Source organism: uncultured Tateyamaria sp. (assembly GCF_947503415.1).
In the GTDB taxonomy this organism is placed as follows: domain Bacteria; phylum Pseudomonadota; class Alphaproteobacteria; order Rhodobacterales; family Rhodobacteraceae; genus Tateyamaria.
Genome location: NZ_CANNDS010000001.1, coordinates 1427426 through 1448318, shown reverse-complemented (window position 1 = coordinate 1448318; position 20893 = coordinate 1427426). Strand labels below are relative to the sequence as shown.

Below are 20893 nucleotides of genomic sequence, written 5' to 3'. Positions count from 1 at the left end.
CAATGTCTTCGGTTCGACGCTCCTTGGCCCTGATCACGGCATTGCTGCTGTGCGCCTGCACCAGCGGGGCGGGCACGGATATTGACGGCACGCCCACACCAGACGTGGACCCGGCCACATTACAGAACATCGCCAAGGGACAGTTCGGCGGCAAGCGCCGCGCCTCGGTTCAGGATTCAGCGGCCTTTGGCAGCTACGCCAAAGGATGTCTCGCGGGCGGTGAGCAATTGGCCGAGACCGGACCCACATGGCAAGCCATGCGTCTGTCGCGCAACCGGAACTGGGGGCATCCTGAGCTTGTCGACTACGTGCAGGATCTGAGCCGTGAGGCCGCGAAACAGCCCGGTTGGGCAGGTCTTTACGTGGGCGACATGAGCCAACCGCGCGGTGGACCAATGCTGACAGGGCACCGCAGCCATCAGATTGGCCTTGATGCCGATATCTGGATGTTGCCCGCTCGCAACCTGTCGCTCAGTACAGCAGAACGCGAAAACATCAGCTCTATCTCGACCCGCCGCGCCTCTGGCGCTTACACCAATTCAAACTGGACCCGCGCCCATCACGAGATCATCAAAGCGGCAGCCAGCGACAAACGCACCGCACGCATCTTTGTCTTTCCGGGCGCCAAGGTGCAGATGTGCAAGGACGCCAAGGGGGACCGCAGTTGGTTGCGCAAGGTGCGGCCGTGGTGGGGACATCACTATCACTTCCATGTTCGTCTGAACTGTCCGCGCGGGGCACAAGGGTGCGCCGATCAAGCGGCACCGCCGCCCGGTGACGGATGCGCCGATGCCCAGCAATGGGTGAACAACATCCTCAACCCACCACCACCGGATCCCAACGCCCCTGCCCGCAAACCACGTCGCGAACTGCGCGTGGGCGACCTGCCGCAACAATGCTCTGGCGTTCTGGCCTCGCGCTGATCCTGAGTGCCGTCGCTGCCGTAGCCGAGCCGCTGAGCTTCGTCGGTCAGCATCCGCTCGCGTCGGACCTGCCCGGCTTTGGCGGCCTGTCTGCGATCGAAATGCGGTCTGGCACCTCTGCGTTGGTGCTGTCCGACCGAGGAATGTCCTTTGCCTTGACGTTGGACCGTGGCGCGCAGCGCGTAACGGCAGAGCCTGTCCCGGTCGCTTGGGACAACCGGGATTCCGAAGGGTTGGCATGGGCCAGCAATCGATTGTACGTCAGTTATGAAGGACCAGCAGAGGTTTCGACAGCCTCAGGTCGCGCCCTGCCCCGCGCTCCAAATTACTGGACATTCCCGGGCAACCGCGGCTTCGAGGCCCTTGCCGGTGCGCCCGATGGCACGCTCTATGCAATACCCGAACGCGGCCCCGCACGCAGCAATCCGATCCCGGTTTTCCGCTATCTCGCAGGCCGCTGGTCGACCTTGACCCACCTGCCACCGCCCAAAGGTTTCCTGCCCGTTGGCGCTGATATCGGACCGGATGGAAAGTTGTACCTGCTCTCGCGATCGTTTTCGCCACTGGGCTTTCGCAGTCGTATCATCCGCCTTGATCCCGAAGACCCGGAATCTGAACGGACCGTCTTGCTGACGACACGACCGGGGCAGTTCGACAATCTGGAAGGGTTGGCGATCTGGCAATCGGACAGCGGCGCGACCTGCCTGACCATGGTGTCCGATGACAACTTCCGCTCGTTGCAGCGCACGGAATTGGTGGAGTACGCCCTGACGGAAACGCTTGAAGGCGGGGCGACCTGCAACTAAGACGCGCACGTCCGGCATGTTGTCGGGCCAAGTCGCCGCAACCTTGCAAAAACGGGCACCATATATGACACGCGCACACCTTCCCGGCATCATAGCCATGGCCATCATCGTCGTGGCCTCGAACATCCTTGTCCAGTTCCTGTTCGGTAACTGGCTGACGTGGGGGGCCTTCACCTACCCGCTCGCCTTTCTAGTCACCGACATCATGAACCGCGTCTACGGCGCCGGTCCCGCCCGCACGGTCGTGTTCGTCGGCTTCATCGTCGGTGTGTTCTGTTCGCTCGTCGGCACGCAGATCATTTTGCAGGGCGATGGTTTCACCTATCCCGCCGTGACCTTCCGCATCGCCATCGGTTCCGGCCTTGCCTTCCTGACAGCGCAATTGCTGGACGTCGGCATATTTTCGGCCCTGCGTAACGGAACGTGGTGGAAAGCGCCGTTGGCATCGACGATCATCGGCAGTTCGGTCGACACGGCGATTTTCTTCACCATTGCATTCTCGGGCGGCCTGATCTGGCTGGAGCCAAGCAATGACGTGTCTTGGGCCGGGGAGGTTCTGCCGCTTCTTGGGGTGGGGCCGATGGTGCCACTGTGGGTGTCTCTCGCCACCGCCGACTGGATGGTCAAACTCACGCTGGCGCTTATTGCGTTGGCGCCGTTCCGCTGGGTGACGGCAAGGACGGACGGACCTGCCGAAATTCGTTGACTTTCACGAAGGCTGTGCCACCATCAAACGTGAGTTCAACAAATCGGAAGGAGGTGATCCAGTGTCGAGAAAGGTATTGGAGAGAGGTGTCGGAACAGCTTGGGGGGTCGCCTGCTGAGGCAATCCTATGCGGTGCAGACCGCCAAGTTGGTCGGTTGATCTAACCGGCACAACCTCCGAAACATTTCGAGAAGGGCCGCTGATCCAGCGGCCCTTTTTCGTGTCAGGTGTGGGGCTTCAAGCCGCGACAGCCTCCGCGTTCAATGACCGCCATGCGGCAATCTCGGTGTCATGTGTTTCAGCCTCTACCGGGATGACTTTGCCCATTGCCTCGATCAGTTGCTCGGCGCTGTCAGGGGCACCAACCACAACGTAGCGGCGTACATTCGTGATCGATTTGAAGCGGCTCTTCAACGCTTCCCAACTCCAGGTCGCGCCGCTTTCCGCGCCGTCGTACCGATCAAAGATCATGAGCAGGTCGACCTTGTCCTCGTGCGCGTCAAAGGCGTCGTTCATCAGCGCGGCCATGGCCTCCATGTCCTCTTGCGTCACCATCCTGGTGATCCGGAACGCGTACAGGTCAGGGCGGCTTGTGTTCACTTGTGTGATGCTTGGTGTGTCCAGCATGATCCGTCTCCAAAATTGTTTGCGATTGGAGGTGGAACGCACTGGCACGGTCAGCTGTTCCACACGTATCAAGGGCCATGCTGCGGATTAACGACGATATCACCATCGAGGACTGGGAGCTGAGCGAGCAATTCGTGCGCGCTTCGGGTCCGGGTGGGCAGAACGTCAACAAGGTCGCCACGGCGGTGGAATTGCGGTTCGAGGCGGCCCGGTCGCCGTCGCTTCCCGGGCCGGTCAAGACCCGGCTCAGGCGGCTGGCGGGGCGGCGCTGGACGACGGAAGGGGCGCTGATCATTCAATGTGATGAGACCCGCAGTCAGGCCCGCAACCGGGATATCGCGCGGCAAAGGCTGGTCGATCTGATCCGGAAGGCGCTGGTGGCGCCTAAAAGAAGGATCGCGACGAAGCCGACTTTGGGGTCCAAAAAACGCAGATTGAAGGCCAAGAAAATGCGGGGGGAGGTCAAGGCCCTGAGGGGTCGGATCGAGGAGTGATGGGCCCCGGAGAAATCAGGTGTCCCACGCTGGGACAGATTTCGGATCATTTAATTTCAATAGGTTACAGAGACGGTTTTACCGTTTGTTAGGTTTTTAGGGGGCATTCTCACGTTTGGTGCGTTTCTGGGGTTTGGTTCGACAAGATATAGTGCAGAGAAGCGCAGCTAGCGGACTTTGCAAAGTTTCAGACTATCGGCGGCTTTCCAGATAGGTACCGCCAATAGTAGATTTACATGATGCAGCTGTCATGCTGCGGCGCTATGCGTCGAACCAGCAGTCCGCCGCAGGTGAGAAACCGATCGGACAGCCAACGAGTAGTTTACGACAAACTCTACTTTACCGCGGTCAATATCTTATCGGGGTCCGCGATGCATACAAAATACCCCTCATTCCTCCGCATCATCAAACCCTTTGGCCTGAGATGCTTTCACAGGCTTTTTCAGGTTTTTGCCGTTCTGTTTGAGTTCTAGCGTGTTGGCCAACGCAGCTTCAACATGCTCCGCATTTGCGAATCTGAAGGATCTGCTCTTTCTCTTCTTCTGTTTGTTAAACAAACTTTGCGAAAGGGTCCTTGCCTTGTCTTTTCCGTGCTTCACGTATATTTGGGCGAGCTTGCGAACTTCTTTTTCATCTTCCGGTTCAAGCCCGTAGATCTTGAGGAATTCTTGCCACTTCACCTGAGTGACCAAGGAAATGTCCAAATGTGGCTGGATGTCTTTTTTTGCCTGCGCTGCGTCCGCGCCGTCCTGTTGACCACCACCCGTTGTTTTCGCCCTATTTTTTGCGTAGCTCAAGATTTCGTCAAGAATCATCTTTTTGGTCAGTGAAGGCATGTTCATTGATATGGATGCAACACTGTGAGCGGTATCCAGGGAAGCAGCCATCCCTTTCTTCTGCCCCGCTACTTGCGCTTCGACAAATTGCTTAACTGCAATCTCGAAGGTGCCATTTTCCCAAATCTTCTTTTTCCAATCAGAGGCCTCCGAACTCTTCTCCGCAGTCCTTTGTTCGATCTTGCTATTCGTTGTCAAAACGAGCTGTTTGAGATCGATATGCAGTGTCTTGGCAAGTTCAGGGCCGACCTCGCTGATGACTCTGCGGTTTTTCATCGTGACAGCGATCCTGAAGATGCCAAACATCTCCACATCGGCTTTGTCCCTCAGGCCCAATTGGGTCGCAAAAGCGTCTGGCTTGCCAATCACTGAGTAGCAATAATCCATAAATGGGCTGTCTGACGAGTAAAAGATTGAGACATAATTCGCGACTAAAAAATTTCCGGCGTCCAGACGTATGGCCTGAAAGAGTTGTGGATCTTTGAGATCCAGTTCCGTTGTGTCTTGGGCGTCACCTTCAGCCATCAAGGTTGCAAAGTCATCAACGGAACCATCCAGATCAACGCCTCCCTGGATCGATTCGCCGTCCAAGGGCTCTTCCTCGCCAGGAGGGCCAAATCCCGGCATGTCGGCCATACCTGCGTCGGGATTCTTAAACAGTGACTTGAACTCCCAAAGGTTCGCACCGCTGACATTGATCTGACGCTTTGCGCCTGGTTCGATAAAGGTTTGAACGATCTCAACCGGATCTTTCTGATCCTTTAGAGCAATAAAAAAATCCAGTGTATTTACAGCACTGGTGTTTCCCGCCACATGCGAACGGAAGAGTGGCAGCACTTGAGGGTGAGCCACAATGGCATCGATGCCGCCGCTGGCGTCAAATGATCCGATTTTTTTTCCGGATTCACCGGCTCTGTAAAGAATGATGGGGTTTGTCATTTTGCCTTTCCCTTTTTGACGTTGTGCAAGAGAGCCATTTGAGGGCGCGATTCCGACAAGTAGGCGACAGACGCGCCCTTTGGCCCGCCTGATACGGGAGTTGGAGAACCTCTTGTCCACGACGGGCTGGAGGTTATGCCTAGTTGAGTCCTCACAGCCTTGGAAAAGGTTCACGACAAAACACGTCTTTCACCTGCTGAATGTTCGTCGATAGAATGGATCAGGTTTTGAAAGTCTGCTTCGTGCTGGCAACAGTCACTGAAACCCTTCGGTGAACGGCAACTCCGTCCCCACAGCCGTCCTTGAGCCGGTCTCGCACAAGCCCGTGGGGTGGTGTTTCATCACCTGTTCGACAGCGCTTTGTGGCAGCAAAGTACAATCCACAGAATTTCCGTTCGGCACGGCAGCCAAAACACCAGCCCGCCGGGACGGGCTTGTGTTGGACCGGCGCCTTCGGCTTGATTCCGGTCCGGTCTGCGCACTGCACAGATGACCTCAGAGCCCGCTACGCCACTGGATCGCCTCCGTGCAGCAACGTCCCGTAGGGCTGACAACAATCACTGAGACCCTTCGGTGAACGGCAACTCTTGTCCCCGCAGTCGTCCTTAAGCCTGCCCCGCAAAAGCCCGTGGGGTCGTGTCTCATCCTCCGTTCGACAGCACTTTGTGGCAGCAAGGTACGGTCCACAGAATTTCCGTTTGGCACGGCAGTCAAAACACCAGCCCGCCGGGACGGGCCCCGTGTTGGACCGGCGCGCATCGCGCTTGTGTCCGGTCCGGTCAGCGCAATGCGCAGATGACCTCAGACTCAGCTACGCCACTGGATCGCCTCCGTGCAGCGAAGTCCCCTTGGGGCTGACACCAGTCCAACCCCACATCCACACGACACCAAGGCGCGGCCGTCTTGCATCGCCAAACCGCCCCCCGGCTGCCGATAGGCTTGGGCTTGGCGTGGCTAGACCACAACCTCCATCTCCACCTGTTCCCCAACCCCGAACACGCGCTTGTAGCGGTCGATCTCAGCCTGTGGTCCCATCGCCTTGTTCGGGTTGTCCGACAGTTTCACCGTGGGCCGTCCGTTGGCCGACACCGCTTTGCAGACCAGTGAGAACGGCGCAAGCTTGTCCGCCCGCGTCAGCCCTTTGAAATCGTTGGTCAGCATCGTGCCCCAGCCAAATGACACTTTTACCCGCCCTTTGAACTGCTGGTGCAGCTCAATGATCTTGTCTGCGTCCAGACCATCGGAGAAGATCACCAGCTTGTCGCGCGGGTCTTCGCCCCGGTCCTGCCACCATTTGATCGCGACCTCGGCCCCTGTAGCCGGGTCGCCGCTGTCGATCCGGATACCCGTCCAGCCCGCCAGCCAATCAGGCGCATGGGCGAGGAACCCTTCGGTCCCATAGGTGTCGGGCAGGATGATGCGCAGGTTGCCGTCATGTTCCTCGTGCCAGTCGCTCAGCACGTCATAGGGCGCCTGTGCCAGCGCCTCGTCCGTCTGCGCGAGCGCCGAATAGACCATGGGCAGTTCATGCGCGTTGGTGCCGATCGCTTCGAGGTCGCGGTTCTTCGCGATCAGGCAATTGGACGTGCCCGCAAACTGCGTCCCCAGCCCTTCGCCCATGGCCTGCACGCACCAGTCCTGCCAGAGAAAGGAGTGCCTGCGCCGCGTGCCGAAATCCGCCACCCGCAGCCCATCATGCCCCCGCAGCTTTTCGATCTTTTCCCAGAGCTTGGTCATTGCCCGCGCATAGAGCACCTGCAGTTCGAACTTGCCCATCTCGTTCAGGACAGCCCGCCCCCGCAGTTCCATCAGCACTGCCAGAGCGGGGATTTCCCACAGCATGACCTCGGGCCATGACCCTTCGAAGGTCAGCTCGTACTGGTCGTCCCGCCGTTCGAGGTGGTAGTCCGGCAGCCGCAGCGTTTCGAACCAGTCCATGAATTCGGGCGTGAACATCTGCCGTTTGCCGTAGAATGTATTCCCGCGCATCCATGTGCTTTCGCCGCGCCGCAGCGACAGCGACCGGATGTGGTCCAGTTGTTCGCGCAGTTCGCCCTCGTCGATCAGCTTGGCCAGCGGCACGTGTTTGGACCGGTTGATCAGTGAAAACGTGACCTGCGTGTCCGGCTTGTTCCGAAACACCGACTGGCACATGAGCAGCTTGTAGAAGTCCGTGTCGATGAGCGACCGCACAATCGGGTCGATCTTCCATTTGTGGTTCCAGACACGGGTGGCGATATCGACCATATGCAGGCTTCCTTGGATGGCTGGGACCGTTGTGCCCAATCAGGGGTAGCGGGGCAAGTCAGGCCCCACAGTCAAACAAGCGTGACACCGGCGGCTGCCATCCCCGATTGCGCGGAAGCCAGCGACCCGTCCAGATCGATGGCCCGGCACAGGTCCATGCGCACCTCGACCTTGAACCCGAGCCTTGCCGCGTCCACGGCCGAGAAGTTCACGCAGAAGTCCGTGGCGAGCCCCACAAGTGTCAGGTCGGTTATCCCACGGGTCCGCAGGTATCCTTCGAGCCCTGTCGGGGTCTTGTGGTCATTTTCGAAGAACGCCGAATAGCTGTCGATGCCCTGCCGGTAGCCTTTCCGCACGATCATGTCGGCGCGGTCGGTGTTCAGGTCGGCATGGAACATCGCCCCGTCCGAGCCCTGAATGCAGTGATCCGGCCACAGCACCTGCGGGCCGTATGGCATCTCGATCACCTCGTACGGGGTCTTGCCGTCATGCGACGATGCAAAGGACGAGTGGCCGCCCGGGTGCCAGTCCTGTGTCAGGATCACCGCATTGAAATCGGACATCAACGCGTTGATGCCCTCGACAATCTCATCCCCACCGGGCACGGCCAACGCGCCGCGTGGGCAAAAGTCGTTCTGGACGTCGATCACGATGAGTGCGTGGGACATGTGAGCCTCCGAATGCGGTTGCGGCAGTTTAGGCGCTGCACGGACAGAGGTGAAGGGCGCGTCGTTTGGTGCGCAAGCGGATATGTGCGATGTTTGGCGCGGGATTACACAGTGACGACATATGGAACAGCCGGACATCACCCTTTGCACCCTGCGCGACAGCGTGTGGATCATTGACGTCTATGCGTGCCCGGACGCGACACGGCTGTTTCGGGCCGAGGCCCTCGCCATGACGTGGACCGAGCCCATGTTCATGTGGCAGCTGCTGGTGTGGTTCGCCGCGCTTGTCGTCACCCTTTGGGTTCTGCGTCTGTTGTGGCGGGACATCCTGTGGGACAGCCGGTTCTGGTTTCGGGCCGTTGTCGTTCTGTTCGGAGCGCCCATCATCCTGACCCTGACCCTTTGGTTCATGAACGCGCCTTACGGCCTTGCCCGTCACGGATTGCAGCTGAGCCATGGGGAATCCATCGGTGTCTGCCTTGCCATTTGGTCGATGGTCATGGGGTGGTTGTTCTTCAAAGCCTCGCAAAGGTCTGGCGGAGGTTGAAGCCCGGCGCGGGGGGGCGTATTTGGCGCGCATGTACACCATCGCAGCTCTTTATCACTTCACACGTTTCGCGGACCCCGCTGCCATCAAGGGACCGTTGGCGGCACTGTGCTGCGGGCAAGACGTGAAGGGCACGCTGCTGCTGGCGCCCGAGGGGATCAATGGCACCATTGCGGGGCCGCGTGCGGGCATTGACGCCGTGTTGGCCCATATTCGCGCCCTGCCCGGATGTGCTGACCTCGAATGGAAGGAAAGCACCAGCGACACCGCCCCTTTCGGCAAGATGAAAGTGCGCCTCAAGCGCGAGATCGTGACCATGGGCCAGCCCGATGTGGACCCGGCCGCGCGCGTCGGTCACTACGTGGACCCCGCCGACTGGAACGCGTTGATCGGGCGCGAGGATGTGGCCGTCATCGACACCCGCAATGACTACGAAGTTGCCATCGGCACATTCGACGGTGCCATCGACCCCACCACCCGCAGCTTTGGCGAGTTTCCGGCGTGGTGGGAAGAAAACAAGCACCGCTTTCACAACAAGAAGGTGGCGATGTTCTGCACGGGCGGCATCCGGTGCGAGAAGTCCACGAACTACCTGCTGGGTCAGGGTGTCGAGGATGTGTTCCACCTCAAGGGCGGCATTCTGAAATACCTCGAAGAAGTGCCCGCGACGGACAGCACGTGGCAGGGCGAATGCTTTGTCTTTGATGGGCGCGTGAGCGTTGGCCATGACCTCAAGGTCGGCCCGCATCAGCTGTGTCACGCCTGCCGCCGTCCGATCCTGCCCAAGGACATGGAGCGCCCGGACTATGAGGCCGGTGTCAGTTGCCACCACTGCGTGGATGAGACAAGCGCTGACGACAAGGCCCGCTTTCGCGAGCGTCAGAAGCAGATCGAACTGGCCCGCGCCCGGGGTGAGGATCACCTGAGCGGCCCGATGGTGCCTGACAAGGGCTGAGGCAGGGGCCGGGGCGGACGACACGTCCGCCTTACGATTGGCGCTGTTTGATCATTCGAAGTTTTTACAGGCCTTTCGTAGAGAACGCGCCCTGAGCCGAGGCGTCCTGAGCATGGGCGTAGCGCCGTTGGTGCCGTCAGGCGGGTTGAAGCACCCGTCGCGGGCGGCCCCGCATCAGCAGCCAGACCATGATGGCAATGTTCAGCCCGTTCCACGCGATCCCGTTCCAGAACGCCATCTGGTAGCTGCCCGTCACGTCATAGACCCAGCCCGACATCCACCCGCCCAGCGCCATGCCCAAGATCGTTGCCATCATCACAAAGCCGACGCGCGCGCCCGCTTCGCGTGCGGGCATGTATTCCCGCACGATGATGGCATAGCTGGGCACGATCCCGCCCTGGCTGAGCCCGAAGATCAGGCTGACCACGTAAAGCGATACAAGCGCGTCGGATGGCAGGTACAGCACCAGTGCGATGCATTGCAGCACCGATCCAAGCAGCAACGTCCGCACCCCGCCAAGCCGGTCCGCCAGCAGGCCGGACACCAGCCGCGACCCGACGCCGCCCAGCAACATCAGCGCCAACATCTCGGCCCCGACGGCGGGGCCATATCCAAGGTCGACGCAGTAACTGACAATATGCACCTGTGGCATCGACATCGCCACGCAGCAGCCGATGCCCGCCATGCCTAAAAGCCATGCCAATGCCCGCGGCGGCAGCCCCACGGAGGCCGCGTTGCCGGACGACATCGTCTCTGCCATCTGGTGTGCCGCCTCGGGCACTTGGCGGCGCAGGGTAAACGCCAGCGGGATCACGACACTCAAGGTCACGATGGCCAGCACGGCATAGGCCATCCGCCATCCCTGCGTTTCGAGAATATCGGCCAGCAAGATCGGCCAGATGGCACCGGAGAGGTAATTGCCGCTGGCCGCAATCGCCACAGCGATGCCCCGCCGCTTCAGGAACCAGTGCGAGATATCGGCAATCAGCGGCCCAAAGCCCACCGAGGTGCCCAACCCGACCAAAAGCTGCGCAAGAGAAAGCGCCCAGATCGACCCGCTGAGCATCGCCAGCCCGTATCCCGCTGCAATCCCCACGGCGCAGACAACCAGAACCGGCGTGACGCCCCACTTGTCCACGGCCCGTCCGACCACGAAATTGCCGACCGCAAAGCCCACCATGGTCAACGTGTAAGGCATGCTGGCTGCCGCGCGGCTGACCCCGAACTCGGCCTCGACCGCGGGCATGATCACAATGATCGCCCACATGCCGACATTTGCGACCATGGCGATCAGCAGCGTCAGGCCAAGACGCATCCAGGAGTAACGGCTGTCATGTGCGGATGAGATCATGCCGTATCTGCGCACCGCGCGCCCGCCTGCGCAAGCGCAGCGTCGCAAGTTGCTGACAATTCTATGTGTTAAGCCAGCCGTAACGCGCGGCATGCTACCGATGGCCTTGGGTGAAATGTGAGGTGTGGACATGAGCGTGCAAGCCAATGCGCGGCCAATCATCATCAAGAAGAAGAAGGTTATCAGCGGTGGTGGACACCATGGTGGCGCCTGGAAAGTGGCCTATGCGGACTTCGTGACTGCGATGATGGCCTTCTTCATGTTGATGTGGCTGTTGAACGCAACGACCGAAAAACAGCGCAAGGGCATTGCCGATTATTTCTCGCCCACGATCCCGATCAACCGGGTGTCCGGGGGTGGTGATGGCAGCTTTGGCGGGGACAGTGTGTTTTCTGAAGTGACGTTGCCGCAGAACGGCACCGGGGCCAGTTCGAAGCGCCCAACCGAATCCAAACAGGCCCGGGGTGAGTTGGGTTCGCAAGACGCGGGCGACCTGACTGCGGAACAGGATGAGGTCTTTGAGAGCGTCGAGGCGCAGTTGATTGGCAAGGGCGGCGAAACCAAGGTGCTGGACAATGATCTCCAGCATATTGTGACCCGTCTGACCGACGAAGGGCTGGTGATCGAGCTGTTCGAGCTTGATGGCGTCCGGCTGTTCGAAGATGGCACCGACACGCCCACGCCATTGCTGCGCAATCTGGTCCAGCTGATTACAGAAGCCTCGAAAACCGTCGAAAACGACATCGCTGTTGAGGGCCATGTCCCGTCACAACCCATCGTGGTTGCGGAACAGTCGACCTGGCAGATGTCCGCGGCACGGGCGGATGCGACGCGCAGCCTTCTTGAGCAAACGGGTGTCGTGCCGCAGCGTATTCAACGGGTGACGGGGCATGCCGACCGCGAGACGGTTGCCAAGAACCCCATGGCCGTCCGCAACAACCGGATCGAAGTCATCTTTTTGCGCAAGTAGTGCACGCGAATACGTTGGATTTTATCTGTTAGCCCGGCGTTAAGGCAACGTCCCTATCTGTTGGCCCAATACGGTTGATACAGCAGAAAGGCGTGTCCATGACGATTTCTTCCTCGCTCAATGCAGGTGTTGCAGGGCTTCAGGCAAATGCAACGCGGCTTGCGTCCATCTCGGACAATATCGCGAACTCCTCCACCTATGGCTACAAGCGGGTCCAGACGGATTTTCAGTCACTGGTCATCTCTTCGAATGGCGGAACATATTCGGCGGGCGGCGTACGCGCATCGACGGAGCGGTTGATCGATCAGCGCGGCTCGCTCGTGTCCACCTCGAACGCCACCGATCTTGCCGTGCGCGGCCGGGGTATGCTGCCCGTCGCGCAAAGCAGCGAAGTGAATGCCGGCAACGGCAGCAGCCAGATGTATCTGACGACGACCGGCTCTTTCAGAACAGATGCGCAGGGTGTGTTGCGCTCCGATTCCGGCCTCGTGTTGATGGGCTGGCCCGCGCTTCCCGATGGGACCGTACCCACCTTCCCGAGGGACACTGCAGATGGGTTGGAGCCGGTTCAGATCAACGTCAACCAATTCTCGGGCGAACCCACGACGCAAATTTCGCTGGGCTTGAACTTGCCCGCCACAGACACCGACGCCGATTCAACTGGCGATGTGCAATACCTGTCGGTCGAATACTTCGACAATCTGGGCACGTCCGAGAACATCAACATCAGCTTCACACCGACCGTGCCTGCAACCGGTGCGTCGAACGAGTGGACGGTGCAAATGACCGACTCCGCGCTTGATGGAGCAGTGATCGGTGAATACGTTCTGACGTTCGATGACAGCCGGGCCGCAGGTGGCACATTGGCGTCTGTCGTCACTACCACGGGCGGGGCGTATGACCCGGCCACGGGCAGTATCGTGATCAACGCTGAGGGCGGGCCGCTTGAAATCAATATCGGTCAGCTAGGGAACAGCGACGGCCTGACCCAGCTTTCGGACAACTTCGCGCCCGTATCCATTTCCAAAGATGGCTCTCCGGTCGGAAACATGACCAATGTCGAGGTGGATGCTAACGGGTTCGTGACTGCATTTTTCGACACCGGCATCAGCCAGACCGTCTATCAGATACCGCTGGTCGACCTTCCGAACCCGAACGGTATGGTCGCACTTGATCAGCAGACCTATCTGCCGTCACCCGAAAGCGGGAGCTTCTTTCTGTGGAATGCCGGAGACGGCCCCACCGGTGATATCGTGTCTTACGCGCGTGAAGAATCTGCCGTCGATGTTGCAGGCGAACTGACCGCGATGATCCAGACACAACGCGCCTATTCATCGAATGCCAAGGTGATCCAAACCGTGGACGAGATGTTGCAGGAAACCACGAACATCAAACGGTAACGGCAAGCTCTAACTGAACAACGAATGGGGTCCGTATCATGTCTCTGACCAGCGCACTATCCTCGGCAATGTCGGGTATCCGGGCCGTGAGCCGCGGATCAGAGATCGTGTCGGGCAATATCGCCAATGCAAACACGCCAGGATATGCGCGTCGCACGTTGTCGATTTCGTCTGACAGCACGGGCCCCGCGATTGGCGTGCGCGTCAACGGGGTCGTGCGGCATGTGGATCAGCAGATCATCAATGATCGCCGCCTCGCCGCGGCGGAGACCGGGTATCGAAACGATACGACAACCGCATTGACCCGCATCGAAGACCTGATCGGCACGCCGGACCAGATCGGGTCCTTGGCAGCGCGCGTTGCCGATTTCGAACAAAGCCTGATCACTGCAAGCAGCCGTCCAGACGCCACCGAACGGTTAACGGCCGTGGCGTTCGGGGCCAAGGATCTGGCGCAATCGATCAACGCGGTGGCCCAGGGTATTCAGGATACGCGATCACAAGCGGACCGCAGCATTGATGCACAGGTCACGCGCCTGAACGATGCGCTCAAAGGGGTCGAAACGCTGAACGCACAGATCGTTTCAACCAATTCAAGCCGCGTGAATGCGTCCGCTCTCGAAGATCAACGTCAACTGCTGATTGACGAAATCAGCGAGATGGTACCGGTACGGCTGGTTGCGCGCGATCATGGCGCCGTCGCCTTGTATTCGACCGGTGGGACGGTTCTGCTTGAAGGGCGCGCCGCCGAACTCGGGTTTGAGCCTGCCAACACGGTAACGCCCTACGAGTCGATTGAAGACGGCACTTTGTCCGGCCTGACGATCAACGGTGTGTCCATAAACACATCCTCAACCAACGGACGTCTCAGAGGCGGCACGCTGATCGCTCAATTTCAGATCCGGGACGAAATCGCGCCGAACGCACAATCCCAAGTCGATGCATTGGCACGCGATCTGGTCGAACGCTTCGAAGACAGCTCTGTCGATCCGACACTTGGCGTCGGGGACCCGGGGTTGTTCACGGATTCAGGCGATCCGCTGGACACCGCCAGCGAAACCGGGCTGGCAAACCGCTTGTCGCTTAATGCGCTTGTCGACATTGACCAAGGCGGTGAAAGCTGGCGCATCCGCGACGGTCTTGGCGCGGCAGCACCCGGCGATGCTGGCGATGCATCCCTGTTGATTGCATTGACCGATGTCCTGAGTACGACGCGGCCACAAGCGTCCGGTGATTTTGGCCCATCCTCCCTGAGTGTCGAAGGCATCGTGGCCAGCCTGTCATCGCAGATTGGATCGGATCGGCTGCGGGAAGACCGGCAACTGTCTTTTGCATCCGCCCAATTGAACGAGCTTACGCAACTTGCGCTTGCAGACGGTGTCGACACGGACGCCGAGATACAGGCGCTTATGGTTCTTGAACAAGCCTATGCGGCCAATGCCCGCGTGCTTTCAACCGTCGACGAGATGTTCGACACACTTCTGAGGATTTGAGCATGAGCAGCTTTGGACTGGGCGATCTGGCGCAAACGTTCCTGTTGCAACGACGGGGTGCGGCGTTGAAGGCGGACATGACGCGCCTTAACGAAGAACTTACCACCGGGCAGGTGAGCGATGTGAAGTCGGTTTTGGCCGGAAACGTCAGCTATCTGTCGGATATCGAGGGCGATTTGCGCACGCTGTCCGGCTACAAGGTCGCCGGAACCGAAGCCGCACAATACGCGTCGTCTGCTCAAACGGCCTTGAGCAGAATTGACGCAAGCGCGACCAACTTGAGCTCAGCCCTGCTGACAATCGCATCGAACACGGTCGGCCCGGTTCTGGACCAGATGTCGGCTGATGCCGAAAGTGAAATGACGGCCATCGTTTCTGCGCTCAACACATCAAGCGCCGGGCGGTCACTGTTTGCGGGTGCCGCAACTGACAGGGCTGCCCTCAACAGCGCGGATACGATCCTCGCTGATTTGCGGGCTGCAATCGCCGGAAATACAACACCATCAGACATCAGCACCGCCGTCGATCAGTGGTTCGATGATCCAGCCGGCTTCAGCGCATCCGCATATGTGGGGTCGGACGCGTCAATCGCGCCGTTCCAGGTGTCGGAAGATGAACAGGTTGCCGTTGATCTAAAGGCCAATGACGCGGTTTTTCGCGATTTGATCAAAGGTGCGGCTATGGCAGCAATTGCCGCAGACGACAGTCTTGGCCTTGATGGTGTCGAGCAACAGGAACTGCTTTCCATTGCGGGCCGCGACTTGTTCTCAGCGAAAGATGATTTGATCGCAACACGAGGCGCGCTTGGTGCAGCCGAAGCACGGATCGATACCATCGCAACCCAGAATGCTGCCCGGGACACCTCGCTGCAATTCGCCAAGGGTGCTCTGCTTCAAGCCGACCCATATGACACCGCAACACAATTGGAGGCAGTCCAATTCCAGCTTCAAAGCCTATATACCATCACCTCGAGAATGTCCGGTCTTTCACTTGTGAATTTCATACGATGATGCGGTATTTGATCTGCATTCTGGCGCTCGTTTGCGGCACCATCGCGTCAGCCAGCCCGATCCGCATCAAGGATCTGGTCGATTTTGACGGCGTTCGCGGCAATGATCTTGTGGGGTATGGACTGGTTGTCGGACTGGATGGCACGGGTGACGGCTTGCGCAATGCCCCATTCACCGAAGACATCATGACGAACATCCTTGAGCGGTTGGGCGTGAACGTGACGGGGGAACAATTTCGCCCGAAAAACGTGGCAGCCGTCATCGTCACATCGACGCTGCCCCCATTCGCCCGCAGTGGCAGCCAGATCGACATCACCGTTTCCGCAATAGGAGACGCGAAAAGTCTTCTGGGTGGCACGTTGGTCATGACACCGATGAACGCAGCTGACGGCGAGATCTACGCCGTCGCACAAGGTACAATTATCGCAGGCGGTGCGGTGGCTGAAGGCGATGGCGCGCGTGTGACCCAGGGGGTTCCGACATCAGGCATCATCCCGTCGGGCGCGCGCATCGAGCGCGAAATTGACTTCGAGCTCAGCAGTTTGACCGATATGCGGCTGGCGTTACGGGATCCCGATTTCACAACGGCTGCTCGGATCGAAGATGCGATCAATTCGGTATTTGGACGCTCGGTTGCGACCATGCTGGACTCGGGCACCGTATCGTTGAACATCCCTCAAACACGTGCGCGCTCCGTGGCGCATGCGCTTGGCCGGATTGAAAACATCGCGGTCGAGCCGGAACGAAAAGCGCGGGTGGTGGTCGATCAACGGTCCGGCACCATTGTCATGGGGGATGACGTCCGCATCTCTCGTGTGGCCGTTTCGCAAGGAAACCTTACGTTGCGCATTCAGGAACAACCACTTGCCGTGCAACCCAACCCCTTTGCAGACGGTCAGACCGTTGTTGTGCCGCGGACCACAGTGGATCTGCAAGAAGAGGATGGACCGGGTTTGGCGGAAGTGCCGGAAGGCGCATCACTGTCCGAAGTCATTGCCGGCCTCAATGCACTCGGAGTGGATCCGCGCGACATGATTGACATTCTGAAGAGCATCAAGGCTGCGGGCGCGCTCCACGCTGAATTCGTTGTACGATGATCCGAAGTAAGTATGAACGCTCCTCCTTCATCGGCGTCTGTAATTCCAGAGAGAGCGCAAATTCGGATACTCCACTTTGTTTCTGGCCGGTCTGTATTCCGCAATCATGGAACCTTGCCCGCCGCTCAAGGTATGCGGCGCGCCTTCCGGTTAGGAATTCTACGGCGGCAAGTGAACTGGCAGCCCTCAAGTGGGCAGTCCAATCGTTTGTTCATTGGAATACCGGCGTGAAATCCTTCTGAACAGTTTGTGGGGCTTCAAGTGTCTGCTCTGAGCGATGGCACAGAAATGCGCTGACTCACAGTGCCGAAGCAGACAGTTAGCGTAGCCCTTAACTCCACGTGCGGGACAGTGTCTCCATGCACCGGACAATTCGGTGTCACAAACGGAGCCATTGCATCGAACCTGTGTTCGGAAGCCAGAAGAACTGCCTACAAATTGTAACTGGGTGCGATCGTTGAACCAAAGATCCCCGATCAGCGGCTACACTTGCTGTATCGGTCGTCTAAACGTGCTTCAGAAGTAACTGCGTACCAAGCTGCCAGCTATCAAGCTCCATCCATCGGCAATGACGAAGAAAGCCAACTTGAATGGCAGCGAAACGATCGCTGGCGGCACCATCATCATGCCCATGCTCATCAGGACCGCAGCAGCGACCAAATCAATAATGAGGAATGGGAGGAAAATGAGAAAACCGATTTGGAAAGCTCGAGAGATTTCCGACAAAAGAAAGCTTGGGATCAGAACAGACAGTGGTGCATCCGGCTCAAGGATTGCGCCGCGCGTGTCCGGCCTGAGATCCGCCATCGCAGAAAATGTATCGCTGTCCAGGCGAGCGGCCATGAAGCCGCGAAACGGCTCGAGCGTTCGCACGAATGCGGCCTCCGGGCCGATTTGCTCTTCCACAAGTGGCTGCAATCCGTTTGTCCACGCTTCGGTGAACACCGGCTCCATTATGAAGTAAGTCAGGAACAGTGCGAGGCTGACGATCAACATGTTTGGCGGGGATTGCTGCAAGCCGATTGCCTGCCGCAAGATGGAGAGAACCGTGACCAGAAACGGAAAGCAGGTCACCATGATTGCAAGCCCGGGCGCCAGGCTAAGGACGGTGATCAAAGCAATCAGTTGGAGCGTTCGCGCGCTGAGGGACGTTTCATCCCCCAACGAAATCGCAATGTCCTGTGCGCCGGCGGCGGCCGGAACCAACAGAGCGATACAAATGCATACTGCTCTCACTGACACTTGATTACAGACCTGCACCGAGGTCGAGAATCTCTGTCAAACGGACCACAAGCTGGCCGTCATCCCCGTCTTCGGCCTCTTCAAGCGTGCCGCGGGCAATCAATTTGTCACCTACGAACAGATCGACAGGGTCATCCACTCTTTTGTCCAGAGTGAGAACCGCGTTCGAGCCCAACATCACCAAATCGCGAACGAGGGGCCGCGCCTTTCCGACCGACACCGTGATTTCAATCGGCACAGCGGTGAAGGGGTTGTGAGTATCAGACGCGAGCGTTTTGGTTGAGGGAATATCAGACATCTTCCACCTCATTCAGTTGAGTTTCAAAATAGGATGCGATTGCTTCGGAGATGTCCGAGATGGCCCGATCGAGGTGCAGTTCCACCTCTCCGCGTTCCAACCGCAGCACAACCTGACTGGGTGCAAGCAAGTCATCTTCTATGATCACAAAAGGCTTGGGCGGATCGTCATCCAGCGCTGTTCGAACCGCCGTTTCGCTTTCTGGTGCGACAACAATTTCAATTTGCCGGTCCAAACTGTCACGCACGAGCGCCTGCACCTTTTCGCGCACATGGGCGCCAAGGCTCATCTGCGCAATTTGAGGCAGAATGACATCCGTCACACGCTCGAGAATCGTTTCGACAGACGTGTTAAGCGTTGCACGCAGTTCGTGATACTCAAATGATGCGTTCTGCAGGCTGCTTGCCAAGCCACTGGAAACAAACGACGAAGTCTCGGTCTGAGCGGCGACAGCATCGTCCCAACCGGCCTGATACCCGCTCTCGAAGGCTTCGAGCTTTTGATCCTCGACATCTTCGACCGGTAGACATGCCGCTGTGTTCGCGAGAGGTTTGGCATTTCCAAAGTCTTCGAATAAATGCGAAACGGCCATTACGCGCGCTCCTCTTCAAGCCAACTGCGCAGGATTTCCACAGTCTCCTCCTGTCTCTCACCAATCATTTCGCGGAGGCGATCAACTGGGTCGGCAGACAATGCGTTCTCACCAGATCCCGCGCCCTCGTAGTCCATGGCAGGCAAGTCAGGCAAAAGGTCGGGTGCCGCACTCATCTCGATATCCGGGAACGAAGCGTCTTCGCCCGCTGCGGGTGCGGCCAGCCCCGGCAATTCCATGGTTCCGGCGGGTGGCAGCGCAGCAAGGTCGCCACTGTTGCCTGGTGCACGTGACAATACAGGCCTGACAACGAAGAGACCGAGTATCAGCGTAACAACGGCAAGAATGGCCATTTGGATCGCCGACATCACGTCGATATGAAACTGATCAAAAATGGATGTTTCGGCGACTGTCCCCTGAGGGAGCACCGACTGCAACTCCATCGCCTTGATGGTAATCACGTCACCGCGAGTCTCATCAAAGCCAACTGCGGAGGCCACCAATTCTCGGAGCGCATCCAGCTCCTCCGGGGACCGCTGAGCAGTTTGCGCTTCTTCTCCGTTCGTGCTGATCGCTTCGTTGACAAGAACCGCGACCGTCACGCGCCGGATGGCCCCGGCCGCCTTCACAATGGCCCGCTCGGTTTCCGACACCTCATAGTTGATGCGTTCTCTGGTTTCAGAGTTTTGCGAGGACGCGCTGTCGCCTCCTGCGCCCTCCCCGTCGGGCAGATTGGACGCGACCGTGACGTCGCCGTTCCCAGCTTCGCTGGACGTGCTTGACCGTTCCTCGGTATCGGTGCTGATGACGACGCGTTCTTGCGGATCAAACCGCCGCTCTCTGATTTCCTCTGTTTCAGTGACCGTATCCACACTCACTTCCACGATGGCGTTGCCCGGTCCCACGCGGGCTTCAAGCAGTCTTTCCACACGCTCGCGCAGCATTTGAGCCTTGTCGTCCGCCCCGCTGGACGGCACCGCGTCGTCCGCCGCTCCGATCAATGCGCCATTGGCATCGATGACGGCAACATCATCGGCAGATAGCCCTGCAACAGCAGAAGCCACAAGGAATCGAATCGCTTTCGCCTGCTGTGCCGACAATTCCGCGCCGTTCGGGGTGATCGATACAGATGCCGTTGGCGTCACAGAGCGTTGAAACGGATTGGATCCCGTGGATGCGATATGCACACGCGCCATTGCGACATGCGGGCTGGATACAACGGTCCGCGCCAGTTCGCCCTCTTTTGCACGCCAATAGGCTGCATCGAACATCTGTGATGTCGTTCCGAAGCCGGACAAATTGTCCAACAGTTCATATCCACGATTGCTGTTCGCAGGCAGCCCTTCGCTGGCCAGCGTCAGGCGCAATTGATCACGATCCTTTGCATCGACAAAAATGGAACCACCGCGCACCTCGAATGCGACACCGCTTTGCTCAAGCGATCGGACAACGTCACCTGCTGCGCCATTTTCCAGACCCGCGTATAGCAGGGTCATGGTGGGCGCTGTAACGGCCCGAGACATGGCAAGGATCGCTAGAAACATTGCCACTGTTGCCACTACGACCGTGATCTGGCGCTTGATATCAAGGCCCATCCAGACATTTAGAAATTGCTGCACAATTGCCTCCGTCGTGTCGCGCGTTCTGCTCGACGTTGTGACAGCAATGACCGAACAGCCTTAACAATCGGTT

20 protein-coding genes are annotated in these 20893 nt (G+C 58.8%); 11 read left to right on the top strand and 9 right to left on the bottom strand.

Translation table 11 applies throughout. The features are described from left to right. Positions 1-2 precede the first annotated feature (2 nt). The 3 genes from mepA to Q1A32_RS07035 all read left to right on the top strand — a co-directional run bounded on the left by mepA (position 3) and on the right by Q1A32_RS07035 (position 2435). Positions 3-923, top strand: coding sequence for a penicillin-insensitive murein endopeptidase (gene mepA / locus Q1A32_RS07045; RefSeq protein ID WP_299651310.1), 921 nt, complete (start codon positions 3-5; stop codon positions 921-923). Then, positions 896-1729, top strand: a complete 834-nt coding sequence (locus tag Q1A32_RS07040) for an esterase-like activity of phytase family protein (protein ID WP_299651307.1) — start codon at positions 896-898, stop codon at positions 1727-1729. Before mepA ends, Q1A32_RS07040 begins: the two co-directional genes overlap by 28 nt. Before the next feature lie 64 nt (positions 1730-1793). Then, a complete protein-coding gene (locus Q1A32_RS07035) occupies positions 1794-2435 on the top strand; it encodes a queuosine precursor transporter (RefSeq protein WP_299651304.1) in 642 nt (213 codons plus the stop codon). 237 nt (positions 2436-2672) lie between these two features. Here the strand turns inward: Q1A32_RS07035 and Q1A32_RS07030 are convergent, their stop codons facing one another. Then, complete coding sequence (locus Q1A32_RS07030) at positions 2673-3062, bottom strand: STAS/SEC14 domain-containing protein (protein ID WP_299651301.1); 390 nt, start codon at positions 3060-3062, stop codon at positions 2673-2675. A 77-nt stretch (positions 3063-3139) separates the two neighbouring features. Between Q1A32_RS07030 and arfB the strand changes: the two genes are divergently transcribed. Next, complete coding sequence (arfB, locus tag Q1A32_RS07025) at positions 3140-3556, top strand: alternative ribosome rescue aminoacyl-tRNA hydrolase ArfB (RefSeq protein ID WP_299607815.1); 417 nt, start codon at positions 3140-3142, stop codon at positions 3554-3556. A gap of 389 nt (positions 3557-3945) precedes the next feature. On the opposite strand, the gene Q1A32_RS07020 is transcribed toward arfB, so the two are convergent. From Q1A32_RS07020 to pncA, 3 genes are all read right to left on the bottom strand, one after another. Next, positions 3946-5331: a hypothetical protein gene (locus Q1A32_RS07020; RefSeq protein WP_299651298.1), complete on the bottom strand. Its 1386-nt coding sequence runs from the start codon at positions 5329-5331 to the stop codon at positions 3946-3948. A gap of 954 nt (positions 5332-6285) precedes the next feature. Next, positions 6286-7578, bottom strand: coding sequence for a nicotinate phosphoribosyltransferase (gene pncB / locus Q1A32_RS07015; protein ID WP_299651296.1), 1293 nt, complete (start codon positions 7576-7578; stop codon positions 6286-6288). A 71-nt stretch (positions 7579-7649) separates the two neighbouring features. Further along, positions 7650-8246: a bifunctional nicotinamidase/pyrazinamidase gene (pncA, locus tag Q1A32_RS07010; RefSeq protein WP_299651293.1), complete on the bottom strand. Its 597-nt coding sequence runs from the start codon at positions 8244-8246 to the stop codon at positions 7650-7652. 121 nt (positions 8247-8367) lie between these two features. On the opposite strand from pncA, the gene Q1A32_RS07005 reads away from it, so the two are divergent. Together Q1A32_RS07005 and Q1A32_RS07000 are read left to right on the top strand one after the other, a co-directional pair. Further along, entirely contained in the window at positions 8368-8793 is a 426-nt protein-coding gene (locus Q1A32_RS07005) for a hypothetical protein (protein WP_299651290.1), read from the top strand. A gap of 31 nt (positions 8794-8824) precedes the next feature. Beyond that, entirely contained in the window at positions 8825-9748 is a 924-nt protein-coding gene (locus tag Q1A32_RS07000) for a rhodanese-related sulfurtransferase (protein ID WP_299651287.1), read from the top strand. A 136-nt stretch (positions 9749-9884) separates the two neighbouring features. Here the strand turns inward: Q1A32_RS07000 and Q1A32_RS06995 are convergent, their stop codons facing one another. Further along, positions 9885-11099, bottom strand: a complete 1215-nt coding sequence (locus tag Q1A32_RS06995; protein WP_299651284.1) for an MFS transporter — start codon at positions 11097-11099, stop codon at positions 9885-9887. Between the two features lie 130 nt (positions 11100-11229). Between Q1A32_RS06995 and Q1A32_RS06990 the strand changes: the two genes are divergently transcribed. The 5 genes from Q1A32_RS06990 to Q1A32_RS06970 all read left to right on the top strand — a co-directional run bounded on the left by Q1A32_RS06990 (position 11230) and on the right by Q1A32_RS06970 (position 17069). Further along, positions 11230-12069, top strand: a complete 840-nt coding sequence (locus Q1A32_RS06990; RefSeq protein WP_299651281.1) for a flagellar motor protein MotB — start codon at positions 11230-11232, stop codon at positions 12067-12069. A gap of 98 nt (positions 12070-12167) precedes the next feature. Then, positions 12168-13469, top strand: a complete 1302-nt coding sequence (locus Q1A32_RS06985) for a flagellar hook protein FlgE (protein ID WP_299607839.1) — start codon at positions 12168-12170, stop codon at positions 13467-13469. A gap of 38 nt (positions 13470-13507) precedes the next feature. Next, positions 13508-14962, top strand: coding sequence for a flagellar hook-associated protein FlgK (gene flgK / locus Q1A32_RS06980; protein ID WP_299651278.1), 1455 nt, complete (start codon positions 13508-13510; stop codon positions 14960-14962). A 2-nt stretch (positions 14963-14964) separates the two neighbouring features. Next, a complete protein-coding gene (locus Q1A32_RS06975) occupies positions 14965-15972 on the top strand; it encodes a flagellin (RefSeq protein ID WP_299651275.1) in 1008 nt (335 codons plus the stop codon). After that, entirely contained in the window at positions 15969-17069 is a 1101-nt protein-coding gene (locus Q1A32_RS06970; protein WP_299607847.1) for a flagellar basal body P-ring protein FlgI, read from the top strand. The genes Q1A32_RS06975 and Q1A32_RS06970 overlap by 4 nt, the downstream gene beginning before the upstream one ends. Positions 17070-17585: 516 nt before the next feature. Here the strand turns inward: Q1A32_RS06970 and fliP are convergent. The 4 genes from fliP to fliF are packed head-to-tail and all read right to left on the bottom strand — an operon-like array spanning position 17586 to position 20820. Further along, positions 17586-18278, bottom strand: a complete 693-nt coding sequence (gene fliP, locus Q1A32_RS06965) for a flagellar type III secretion system pore protein FliP (protein WP_299652814.1) — start codon at positions 18276-18278, stop codon at positions 17586-17588. A gap of 37 nt (positions 18279-18315) precedes the next feature. Further along, complete coding sequence (locus tag Q1A32_RS06960; protein ID WP_299607852.1) at positions 18316-18609, bottom strand: FliM/FliN family flagellar motor C-terminal domain-containing protein; 294 nt, start codon at positions 18607-18609, stop codon at positions 18316-18318. Further along, the gene (locus tag Q1A32_RS06955; protein ID WP_299651272.1) at positions 18602-19201 is read right to left on the bottom strand and encodes a hypothetical protein; all 600 of its coding nucleotides are present in this window, start codon (positions 19199-19201) and stop codon (positions 18602-18604) included. Before Q1A32_RS06955 ends, Q1A32_RS06960 begins: the two co-directional genes overlap by 8 nt. Then, positions 19201-20820 carry a flagellar basal-body MS-ring/collar protein FliF gene (gene fliF, locus Q1A32_RS06950; RefSeq protein WP_299651269.1) on the bottom strand — a complete coding sequence of 540 codons (1620 nt, stop codon included), beginning with the start codon at positions 20818-20820 and terminating at the stop codon, positions 19201-19203. The genes Q1A32_RS06955 and fliF overlap by 1 nt, the downstream gene beginning before the upstream one ends. Positions 20821-20893: the final 73 nt, after the last annotated feature.

Bases quoted from the DNA above. Each gene is read 5' to 3' on its own strand.
- mepA (WP_299651310.1), top strand. From the start codon at position 3: ATGTCTTCGGTTCGACGCTCCTTGGCCCTGATCACGGCATTGCTGCTG.
- Q1A32_RS07040 (WP_299651307.1), top strand. From the start codon at position 896: ATGCTCTGGCGTTCTGGCCTCGCGCTGATCCTGAGTGCCGTCGCTGCC.
- Q1A32_RS07035 (WP_299651304.1), top strand. From the start codon at position 1,794: ATGACACGCGCACACCTTCCCGGCATCATAGCCATGGCCATCATCGTC.
- Q1A32_RS07030 (WP_299651301.1), bottom strand. From the start codon at position 3,062: ATGCTGGACACACCAAGCATCACACAAGTGAACACAAGCCGCCCTGAC.
- arfB (WP_299607815.1), top strand. From the start codon at position 3,140: ATGCTGCGGATTAACGACGATATCACCATCGAGGACTGGGAGCTGAGC.
- Q1A32_RS07020 (WP_299651298.1), bottom strand. From the start codon at position 5,331: ATGACAAACCCCATCATTCTTTACAGAGCCGGTGAATCCGGAAAAAAA.
- pncB (WP_299651296.1), bottom strand. From the start codon at position 7,578: ATGGTCGATATCGCCACCCGTGTCTGGAACCACAAATGGAAGATCGAC.
- pncA (WP_299651293.1), bottom strand. From the start codon at position 8,246: ATGTCCCACGCACTCATCGTGATCGACGTCCAGAACGACTTTTGCCCA.
- Q1A32_RS07005 (WP_299651290.1), top strand. From the start codon at position 8,368: ATGGAACAGCCGGACATCACCCTTTGCACCCTGCGCGACAGCGTGTGG.
- Q1A32_RS07000 (WP_299651287.1), top strand. From the start codon at position 8,825: ATGTACACCATCGCAGCTCTTTATCACTTCACACGTTTCGCGGACCCC.
- Q1A32_RS06995 (WP_299651284.1), bottom strand. From the start codon at position 11,099: ATGATCTCATCCGCACATGACAGCCGTTACTCCTGGATGCGTCTTGGC.
- Q1A32_RS06990 (WP_299651281.1), top strand. From the start codon at position 11,230: ATGAGCGTGCAAGCCAATGCGCGGCCAATCATCATCAAGAAGAAGAAG.
- Q1A32_RS06985 (WP_299607839.1), top strand. From the start codon at position 12,168: ATGACGATTTCTTCCTCGCTCAATGCAGGTGTTGCAGGGCTTCAGGCA.
- flgK (WP_299651278.1), top strand. From the start codon at position 13,508: ATGTCTCTGACCAGCGCACTATCCTCGGCAATGTCGGGTATCCGGGCC.
- Q1A32_RS06975 (WP_299651275.1), top strand. From the start codon at position 14,965: ATGAGCAGCTTTGGACTGGGCGATCTGGCGCAAACGTTCCTGTTGCAA.
- Q1A32_RS06970 (WP_299607847.1), top strand. From the start codon at position 15,969: ATGATGCGGTATTTGATCTGCATTCTGGCGCTCGTTTGCGGCACCATC.
- Q1A32_RS06960 (WP_299607852.1), bottom strand. From the start codon at position 18,609: ATGTCTGATATTCCCTCAACCAAAACGCTCGCGTCTGATACTCACAAC.
- Q1A32_RS06955 (WP_299651272.1), bottom strand. From the start codon at position 19,201: ATGGCCGTTTCGCATTTATTCGAAGACTTTGGAAATGCCAAACCTCTC.